At 69.8% G+C, this 7767-nt stretch carries 1 protein-coding gene; it reads left to right on the forward strand.

Going from position 1 to position 7767, the window contains the following annotated elements; genetic code table 11:
- Positions 1-7767, forward strand: a 7767-nt coding sequence (locus A9X04_RS01440) for a non-ribosomal peptide synthetase (RefSeq protein ID WP_156764172.1), incomplete at both ends; no start/stop codon positions are given.

Below are 7767 nucleotides of genomic sequence, written 5' to 3' on the forward strand. Positions count from 1 at the left end.
ACGCCGAGGTCCTTGGCGTCGAACGCGTGGGCACCGACGACTCCTTCTTCGAACTCGGCGGCGACAGCATCCTGGCGCTGCAGGTGGTGTCGCGGGCGCGGGCCGCCGGCCTGAGCTGCCGGCCCCGCGACGTCTTCGTCGAGCAGACCGTTGCCCGCCTGGCCAGCGTGGCCGCGATGACCGGCGGCCAAACCGAGGTGATCGACGAGGGTCTCGGTCCGGTGCAGGCCACCCCGATCATGCGGTGGTTGCACGGCGTGAACGGCCCGACCGACCAGTTCAACCAAACGATGCTGCTGCAGGCGCCCGCAGGGGTGACCGAGGCCGACGTGGCGATTGTGTTGCAGGCCTTGCTGGATCGGCACGCCATGCTGCGGCTGCGCGTCGAGGGCGACGGTGCCGACGGATGGGCGCTGTGGGTGCCCGAGGCGGGTTCCGTGGATGCGACCGGCTGCCTGCGGTCGGTGGATGTTCTCTCGGACGAGGCGCTGGCGGCGGCCCGGTCGCGGCTGGACCCCGCCGCCGGAACGATGCTGAGCGCGGTGTGGGCCGGCCCCACCGGTCAGCTGGCGTTGATCGTCCACCACCTCGCCGTCGACGGGGTGTCCTGGCGAGTCCTGTTGGAGGACTTGAACATCGCGTGGGCCCAGCACCGCGGCGGGCAGCCGGTGGCGCTGCCCGGAGGCGGGACGTCGTTCGCCCGCTGGGCGTCGCTGCTGGGCGAGCACGCGCGTCGCCCGGAAGTCATCGAGCAAGCCGGGGCCTGGAAGCGGATCGCGGCGACCCCGCCCGCACTGCCGGCGGTGCGCCCCGAGGCCGACACCTACGCCGCCGCCGGGCACCTGTCGGTGTCATTGGACGTCGAGGTCACCCGCACGCTCATCGGCGAGGCGCCGGCGGCGTTTCATGCCGGCGTGCAAGACATTCTGCTGATCGCCTTCGGGCTGGCGTGGACGGAGTTCCTGGGCGGCGAGGCCTCGATCGGCATCGACGTCGAAGGCCACGGCCGTCACGAGGAACTCGCGCCTGACGTGGACCTGTCGCGCACCGTCGGCTGGTTCACCACCAAATACCCGGTGTCCTTGACCGTGAGCGGGGCGTCCTGGGCCCAGGTGGTGGCCGGCGAGCCGGAGCTGGGAACGCTGATCAAGGAAGCCAAGGAACAGCTTCGCGCCGTGCCGCACCCGCTGACCTACGGTGCGCTGCGCTACCTCAACGGCGACGCGAAGATCGACGGGGCCGACCCGCCGATCGGGTTCAACTACCTCGGTCGCCTGGTCACGGGAACCGAGCTGCCCGATGAGCTGTGGCGGCTGCACCCGGAGAGCCTCTCGTTGAGCGGCGCCGCCGCGGCGATCCCGATGCCGTTGGCACACACTGTCGAACTCAACGCCGGCACCGTCGACACCGACGCCGGTCCGCAACTGCGCGCCAACTGGACGTGGGCGCCGTCGGCGCTCAACGAAGCGCAGATCGGCCGGTTGAGCCAATTGTGGTTCGACGCTTTGTCCGGCATCTGCGCGCACGTGCGGGCCGGTGGCGGCGGGCTCACACCCTCGGACATCGCGCCCGCCCGGCTGAGCCAACCGCAGATCGACGAGCTGCAACGGCGATACGACCTCGCCGACATCCTGCCGCTGACCCCGCTGCAGCAGGGTCTGCTCTTCCATTCGAGCACCGCGCACGGCAGCGACGACATGTATGCGGTGCAACTGGATTTCACGCTCACCGGCCCGCTGGACCCCGACCGCCTGCACGATGCGGTACACACGGTCATCAACCGGCATCCGCACCTGGCGGCCCGATTCTACGAACGGTTCGACGAACCGGTGCAGATCATCCCGGCCCGCCCGGCGGTGGCATGGCGGTACACCGACCTCGACACCGAGCGGCAGATCGAAGAGCTCTGCGCCGCCGAACGCGCCGCCGTCGGCGACCTGGCCGATCAGCCGCCCTTCCGGGTCGCGGTGATCCGCACCGGAGAGGACCGGCACCGGCTGGTGCTGACCAACCACCACATCGTGCTCGACGGGTGGTCGTTGCCCATCCTGCTGCGCGAAATCTTCACCAGCTACTACGGTGAACCGCTGCCCGCCGCCGCGCCCTACCGCAGCTTCGTCACCTGGCTGGCCGATCGCGACGTCGATGCCGCCCGCGCGGCCTGGGCTGAGGTGCTCGCCGACTTCGAGGCGCCGACGCTCGTCGGCCCGAAAGATCGCCTGGGCCAAGGGCGGCGCGGTGCGGCATCCTTCCGCGTGGCCGAGGAGACCACGAGTGCGGTCACCGAACTGGCACGCTCCTGCCAGACCACCGTCAGCACCGTCCTGCACGGCGCCTGGGCGTTGCTGCTGACCTCGCTGACCGGTCAGCACGACGTCGTCTTCGGCACCCCGCGGTCTCGCGTGGGCCAACTGGACGTGGCCGGCGCGGAATCGATGGTGGGGCTGTTGATCAACACCGTGCCGGTGCGCGCCAACATCGGCGCGACCACCACCGCCGCGGACCTCCTGCGTCAGCTGCAGGACACCAACAACGACACGCTTGAACATCAGCACCTGGCGCTCAACGACATTCATCGCATCACCGGCCACGAGCAGCTCTTCGACACCCTGTTCGTCTACGAGAACTACCCGATCGGCGACGGCATGCAGTTGGGCCCCGACGGGCTGGCGATCGCCGGATTCACCAACCGTGAATACAACCACTACCCACTGACGATGGAGGCGCTCCCGGGCCGTGAACTCGGCCTGCACGTCGAGTTCGACGCCGACGTGTTCGACACCGAAAGCGTCGAAGCGCTCGTCGAGAGGTTCCAGCGGGTGTTGGTGGCGATGACGTCCGATCCCGGACGGCGCCTGTCCGGGGTCCAGCTGCTCGGCCGCGACGAGCGCGACCTGGTGCTGGCGAAGCTGTCCGGCGCCGGTACGGCCGCGCCGGTGGGCGTGGCCCCGGAGTTGCTGGCGGCGGCCGTCGCGGCCGACCCGGACGCCGTCGCCGTGGTCGACGGCGAGCGGCGGCTGTCTTACCGTCAGCTCGACGAATGGTCGACCCGCCTGGCCCGCAAGCTGATCGACGCCGGCGTGGGTCCCGAGCTCGCCGTGGGCGTGGCGATGGATCGCTGCCTCGAGTTGGTGGTCGCGTGGTGGGCGGTGATCAAGGCCGGCGGCGTGCACGCGCCGGTGGATCTGGACCACCCGGTCGAGCGGATCACCACGGTACTCGAAGCGGCGGGCGCGGTCTCCGTATTGACCTGCGCCACCGATGAAGTGGCCGCGGCCGGACCGCGCCCGGTTATGCGGATCGATGGGCTGGACCTGTCGGGGGTCAGCGCGAACCCGATCACCGACGCCGATCGGCTGGCCCCACTGACGGCCCATGACGCCGCCTACGTGATCTTCACCTCGGGGTCGACCGGCGTCCCCAAAGGCGTGGTGGTGGGCCACGAGGGGCTGCTGGGATGGGCCGCCGCGCAACGCGAGTCGTGCGGGCTGAGCGCGGACACGCGGGTGCTGATGGTGGCCGCGCCGACCTTCGACGCGTCGGTCGGCGAGATGCTGTTGGCGGCGGTGTCGGGGGCGGCGCTGGTGGTGGCCCCTCCCGGGGTGTATGCGGGGGAGCCGCTGACCGCGTTGCTGCAAAGCCAACGCGTCAACGCGGCCTTCCTGACCCCGACGGTGCTGTCGTCGCTGGATCGTTCGCGGCTGCCCGAATTCGACAGATTGATGGTCGGCGGCGAGGCGTGTCCGGCGGAGTTGGTGGCCGCGTGGGCGCCGGGCCGGCGCATGTTCAACGTGTACGGCCCGACCGAAACCACCATCTGGGTCACCATGAGTGCACCCCTGCCGGCCGAGGGGCCGGTTCGGATCGGCACCCCGATCGCGGGCGTCTGCGCCATGGTGCTCGACGGCTGGCTGAACCCGGCGCCCATCGGGGTGGTGGGTGAGCTGTACGTGAGCGGGCCCGCGCTGGCGCACGGCTACATGGGGCGCGTGGACCTGACGGCGGAACGGTTCGTGGCCAACCCATTTGGCGGCGCCGGCTCGCGCATGTACCGCACCGGCGACCTGGTGCGCTGGACCCGCGACGGCACCCTGGATTTCGTGGGTCGCGCCGACAAGCAGATCAAACTGCGCGGCCAGCGCATCGAATTGGGTGAGATCGAGAACACGCTGCTGGCGTGCTCGCATGTCACCCAGGCCGCCGTCACCGTGCGTGACGGCGCCGCCGGCTCTCATCTGGTCGCCTACGTCACCCTCGACCACAACACCAACGCCGATCACGACGTGGAAGACGTCGAAGAGTGGCAACACCTCTACGACGACCTGTACGGCGCCGATCTTGGATCCGGATTCGGCATGGACTTCCGCGGCTGGAACAGCAGCTACACCGGCGAGCCGATCCCGCTCGACGAGATGATCGAATGGCGTGCCGCCACGGTGGATCGGATCATGGCCCTGCGGCCGCGGCGCGTCCTCGAGATCGGCGCCGGTTCGGGTTTGCTGCTGTCGCAGATCGCGCCGGAGTGCGATCAGTATGTCGCGACCGACTTCTCGCCCGTGGCCATCGAAAACCTGGCCCGCTCACTGGAGCAGTCGCAGTTCGGATGGCGGGACCGGGTCGAGTTGCTCACCCAGCCCGCCCACGTCACGGACCGGTTGCCGCGCGGCCATTTCGACACCGTCATCGTCAACTCGGTCGTCCAGTACTTCCCGAACGCGGGATATCTGGCCGAGGTCATCGACAACGCGATGGAGCTGCTGGCCCCCGGCGGGGCGCTGTTCATCGGTGACGTCCGTAACCACGCACTGCAGGGCGCGTTCCAGACCGGGATAGCCCTGTCCCGCAGCGCCGAAGCCGTCGACGCCGACGAGATCCGCAAGCGGGTCAGCCACGCCATGCTCGGTGAAACCGAATTGCTCCTGGCCCCGGACTTTTTCACCACCTGGGCCGTCAACCGCCCGTCGGCGGGCGGATTGGAAATCCAACTCAAACGCGGCTTGTCCGACAACGAGCTGAACAGGTACCGCTACGACGTCGTCATCCACAAGGCACCCGCGCCCGTGCGGTCGGTGGCCACCGCGCCCACCTGGTCGTGGGCCGACTGCGCGGGCCTCGATGGACTTCGTGACGACCTGGTGTCGCTGCGTCCTGCCGTCGTCCGCGTCACCGACATCCCCCAGGCCGGAGTGATCGCCGACGTCCGCGTCCAGAGTGCGCTCGCCGCGGGCTTATCCGTCGAGGACGCGCTCGCCCAAGCCAGTCCCGAGGTCGCCGTCACCGTCGCCGAAGAGCTGCATCGCGTAGGCGACTCCGCCGGCTATCATGTCGCCGTTACCTGGGGTGCCCAACCCGGCACTCTCAGTGCGGTTTTCGTCGACGCCGACCACCAGCCGGCCGCGGCCCTGACCGATCTGTACCTGCCCCCGGCGGGGGTGCGGCAGCGCACCAGCCACGCCAACGACCCTCGCACCAACACCAAGATCGGTGAGGTGCGCGAGCAGCTGAACGCGTGGTTGCCCGAGTACATGGTGCCGACACACATCGTGGCGCTCGAGGAATTCCCGATGACCTCCTCGGGCAAGCTCGATCGCAGGGCCCTGCCCGAACCGGAGTACCAGGACGTGGATCGCTACCGCGCCCCGTCCACTCCCGCCGAGGAGATCCTGGTCGGCATCTACGGACAGGTGCTGGGGCTGGAGCGGGTCGGCGTCGACGACTCGTTCTTCGACCTGGGCGGGGACTCGCTGTCGGCGATGCGCCTGATCGCCGCGGTCAACGCGAGCATGAACGCGAACCTCGGGGTGCGGACCGTCTTCGAGGCGCCCACCGTCGCCGAGTTGGTGCTTCTCGTCGGTGACGAAGCCAACCGGCCGGAGCCCCTGGTGGCGCGGGACCGCCCGGCGGTGATTCCGCTGTCGTTCGCCCAGACCCGGCTGTGGTTCATCGACCAGTTCCAGGGCCCCTCACCGATTTACAACGTCACCGTGGCGTTGCGATTGCGCGGGTACCTGAACGCGGACGCGCTCGGTGCGGCGCTGGCCGACGTCGTGGCCCGGCACGAAAGCCTGCGCACGGTGTTTGCGGCCGCCGACGGGATCCCGCAGCAGGTGGTGATTCCCGCCGAGCGGATCGGCTTCGCCTGCGAGGTCGTCGACGCCCGCGGGTGGCCGGAAGACCGGCTGCGTGAGCGCATGGCCGCGGCGGCCCGCTACACCTTCGATCTGGCGAGCGAAAGCCCGCTGCACACCGAGCTTTTCACCCTCGGCGACGACGCGCACATCCTGCTGGTCGCGGTGCACCACATCGCCGCCGACGGCTGGTCGATCACCCCGTTCGCGCGTGACCTCGGGGTGGCGTATGCCAGCCGGTGTGCGGGGCATGCCCCCGACTGGGCGCCGTTGGCGGTGCAGTACGTCGACTACACCCTATGGCAGCGCGCGCATCTCGGTGACGTCGATGATGCCGACAGCCGCATCTCGGCCCAGCTGAACTTCTGGGCCGACGCCCTGGCCGGGCTGCCGGAACGCCTGCAGCTGCCGACGGATCGGCCCTACCCGCAGGTCGCCGACCACCGCGGCGCCCGTCTGGCGGTCGACTGGCCGGCGGAGCTGCAGCAGCAGATTCGCCGGGCGGCGCGCGAGCACAACGCGACCAGCTTCATGGTGATCCAGGCCGCGTTCGCCGCGCTGCTCTCCAAGATCAGCGCGAGCGATGACGTGGCGGTGGGCTTCCCGATCGCCGGGCGAACCGAGCCGGCGCTCGACGAGTTGATCGGCTTCTTCGTCAACACCCTGGTGCTGCGGGTCGACCTGAAAGAGCTAGGCGGGGATCCCACGTTCGCCGAACTGCTGGCGCAGGTGCGACGGCGCAGCCTGGCCGCCTTCGAACACCAGGACGTGCCCTTCGAACTGCTGGTGGAACGGCTCAATCCGACCCGGAGCATGAGCCATCATCCGCTGATCCAGGTGTTGTTGGGCTGGGAGAACTTCCCCGGGGAGGTCACTGCCCCGGCGGGCGGATTGGCCCTGGGCGATCTGCAGGTCACGCCGATGCCCGTGCACACCGACACCGCTCGCATGGATTTGACGTTCTCCCTTGCCGAGCGCTTCACCGAGTCGGGGGCGCGCGCCGGCATTGTCGTGACGGCCGAATACCGCACCGACGTGTTCGATGCCCACACGGTCGAGCGATTGATCGAGCGGTTGCAGCGGCTGCTGACGGCGGTCACCGCCGAACCTGAGCGACGGCTGTCGTCGATCGACCTGCTCGATGCCGGTGAGCACGCCCGGCTGGAGAGGTGGGGCAACAGGGGAGTGCTGACCCGGCCGGCAATGCCGGTGACGGTTCCGGCGTTGTTCGCCGCGCAGGCGGCCCGCACCCCCGACGCGGTGGCCCTGGTCTGCGACGGCACATCCATGACGTACCGGGAGCTGGACGAGGCCGCCAACCGGCTGGCGCACCTGCTGATCGAGAACGGCGCCCGCCCGGGCGAACGGGTGGCGCTGCTGTTCTCGCGTTCGGCCGAGGCGATCGTGGCGATCCTGGCCGCGCTCAAGTCCGGGGCCGCCTACCTGCCGATCGACCCCGCGCTGCCGGCGGCCCGGATGGAGTTCATGCTCACCGACGCCGCGCCGATCGCCGCGGTCACCACGGCCGCCCTGGCCGACCGGCTGGACGGGTTCGACCTGGCGGTCGTCGACGTGAACCACCCCGACCTGGCCGGCCGGCACGGGCCGCAGCCATTCGTCGAGCACGAAGAAGGCCGTC

This window comes from Mycobacterium sp. E3247 (assembly GCF_001667785.1).
GTDB lineage: Bacteria > Actinomycetota > Actinomycetes > Mycobacteriales > Mycobacteriaceae > Mycobacterium.